Source organism: Campylobacter sp. RKI_CA19_01116, assembly GCF_025771405.1.
Lineage (GTDB): Bacteria > Campylobacterota > Campylobacteria > Campylobacterales > Campylobacteraceae > Campylobacter_D.
The window spans coordinates 1-3,161 of the sequence record NZ_JAKMQF010000020.1 but is presented as its reverse complement, the minus strand read 5'-3'; the positions used below and the strand labels follow the sequence as shown (position 1 = coordinate 3,161).

General features: G+C 29.0%; 1 protein-coding gene. It reads left to right on the top strand.

Annotated features, from left to right (window positions below; translation table 11 throughout):
• Positions 1-3,127: filamentous hemagglutinin N-terminal domain-containing protein (locus tag L8U41_RS07790; RefSeq protein WP_263728255.1), on the top strand; the 3,127-nt coding region annotated here is incomplete at its 5' end.
• Between the last annotated feature and the right edge of the window lie 34 nt (positions 3,128-3,161).

Genomic DNA, 3,161 nt, shown 5'->3' with positions numbered 1-3,161 from the left:
ATCACCTATGGTGGCAGCAGATAAACCACTTAATCCAAATCAATTACCTAGTGGAGGTAAATTTACTCATGGGACTAGTGGTAGTATAAATATTAATGGTAATAATATGTATATTAATGGAAACCAACAAAACTCAGTCATACAATGGGGTGGTGGTTTTAGTATAGGTAAAGATGCACAGGTTCATTTTGGAAAAGGACAAAGTGGGCAAAACTACCTAAACATTGCTCATGGTACTAGTAAATCTACCATAGAAGGTATATTAAATGCAGGTGGTAATAATGTATTTTTAATTAATCCTAATGGGGTTATTATAGAAAAGAGCGGATCAATTATCAATGCTAAAAATTTTATGGCTTCAACTGCTACTTTAAGTAATGATGATTTTAATACTTTTAAAAATCTTAGCTTTGACAATCCACAAGCATTTTCGCCTAAAATCAAGCCAAATAGTGGAAATGTTGTAAATTTAGGAAAGATAAATTCAACTGATAGCATTACCTTGCAAGGTAACAAAATAGTGCTTGAAGCAGGTTTTGACAAAGGAAGCTTAAACAAAATAGAAACTAATAAGCTAAATTTAAAAGGCAATGAAGTTTATGTAGATGTAGGAACTACAAAAGTACAAAAAGTAAATGTTGAAGCAGGCAAAGGAACATTGTACTTAAGTGCTACAGGATATTACTATGATCCTAAAAGAAAATATAATGAATTTAATAATGTAGATAATAAAATTAAAAAAACATATAATCAATATATTAGCATAGGCTCTGATGTTGACTGGTGGCACTTTGCTAAAGGGTGGAATGAAAAAGCTGATTTTAGAAATAATGTAGCAGGAAATACCTTTAAACTTACTAATGATATAGATTTTGGTGGAAATCAAGGTAAAGGTCAGGAAGGTAAAGATTGGCAAAACTATGCAAATTATTGTATAGATGGGCTTGGTTGTACTAATATGATAGTAGGACATACAACATCCTTTGATAAAACATTCGATGGGCAAGGTTATACCTTAAGTAATATTATCATAGACACTACAAAATTATCTTATAAACCTGGATATGTAGGTATATTTGGTAGTGCTAAAAATGCTACTTTTGAAAATATAACCATTGATTATAATAATGGGATTATTAAAGCAACAACAAGTGGCAATGTCGTAGGTGGAGTTGGAAGTTTTGTTGGCAATGTTTATAAATCTTCATTTAATAATATCAATTTAAGCAATGTAAAAAAAATTGAAGTTAATGGAGATAATGCTTATGTTGGTGGTTTTGTTGGAATGACAACACAAGGCGATTATACAAATGTAGGTATTAATTCAATTGGTGAAATATTTAATAATGCAAATAAGTCCAATAATATAGGTGGTTTTGTTGGATCATCTGATGGAGCTAAATTTACCAATATTTTTATCGACACAATTAATAGTATTAAAGGTGAATCTAAAGATCATATAGTATATGCTGGTAGTTTTGCTGGTAGAGATACTCATAGTAAATTTCAAAATATCACCATAAGAAAAATTTCAAATATTGATGTAACAGGATTAGGTGGTGGCAATAATTCTGTTGGTGGTTTTATTGGAAGCGCTAAAGTTGGAGATAAAGCATTTGATAATATTGTTATAGATGGTATTGATAAGATTACTGTAAATGGAGCTTATTGGTTTAATTATTTAGGTGGTTTTATTGGAAGTGCTTATATGACTAGTAACAATGCATTTAATAATATTGTTTTAAAAAATATGGGGAATATGCGTGCTAAAGCGGATAATGGCTCTATTATTGGTGGTTTTATAGGGCATATATACATAGATAAAAGTATAAACAAACAAGATATTTTGTTTAATAATGTATATATGCATTATAATAATGATGCAAAGTTTATTGTTGATAGTAAAGATCATACTAATACTCACTATGGAAAATTTATAGCTCATAATAGTAATTATGGCGAAACAATAAACTATAATACTACAAATGTTTATTTTTATGGAAATCCTATTAATACTGCCGGTAAATATGATAAATATATAGATAAAAATGTGGGTAATTTTAATGATCCTGAATTTCAAAATGGAATGAATAGCATTAAAGGTTCTAACTTTGATAAAGATAGTATTAAACCTTCAGAAAAAGAATACCTAAGCGCACAAGAAGCAAAAAATGATCAAGCAACACTAACACAAGATGATCTTTATGAGAGTATAGTAAGAGATATCTTTAACTCTTTAAAAGGACATTCTTATGCGATAGATTTAAATACTTTGCAAGCATTTTTAGAGGCTTATGATAAGTTAAGCGATACTAAGTCAAAGGTAGAATTTTTAAGTAATTTCTTGCTTGATAAAAGTAAATATACAAAGAAAGAAAGAGAAATTTTAGCACATTCTTTAGTTCAAAGTATGGATTTTATACTAGCTTATAGCAAAAATGATGCTAAAGATTCTAAATTTGAAAGCGGAGTTGAAACAACTTTTGAAAATTTAAAAGATGAAGCGGGCAATAAACATTCTGATGCTTTAAAGCAAGGTGAAGCACTAAGAGCTTATGTTAAATCTTTAATAAATCCTGTAAACAGTATCAAAAATAATAACAAAGATATAACTAGCAATAATACAGAGATAAAAAGATTGCAAGATGAGTACAATAGTCTTGTAAATTCTATCAACAAAGGACTTTTAGATGAAAATGAGTTGTCAATAGCTCAAAAAAGACTTAATCTAATTGTGGCTAGTATTGAAGTTTTATTGGAAAAAAATGAAAAATTGCAAGATGAAAACATAGATTTACTTGCACAAATAAAAATTGACAAAGATAATTTTAGAACCTATGGCGTTTCTTCAAGTACTCCAGAAACACCTACTTTAAGTGCTGTTATTATAAATCCAAGTACAAATAATGGAAATGATAATAATGGAGACACAAGTAATGGATCTGATGCTAGTCAAGTAGTATCATCTCTTCAAAAACAAGATTCAGACAAACTAAGTAATACTGCAGTTGTAGATGAAGAGGAAAAAAATGAAGTTGAAGAAGCTTCTCTTATGCAAAAAGGAAAAATTTGCATAGTAAGTGATAATTCTAAAACTATGAATCCTTGTATAGTTGGAGGATTATAAAATACTTTGCTAGGATAGCTATATCCTAGCAATA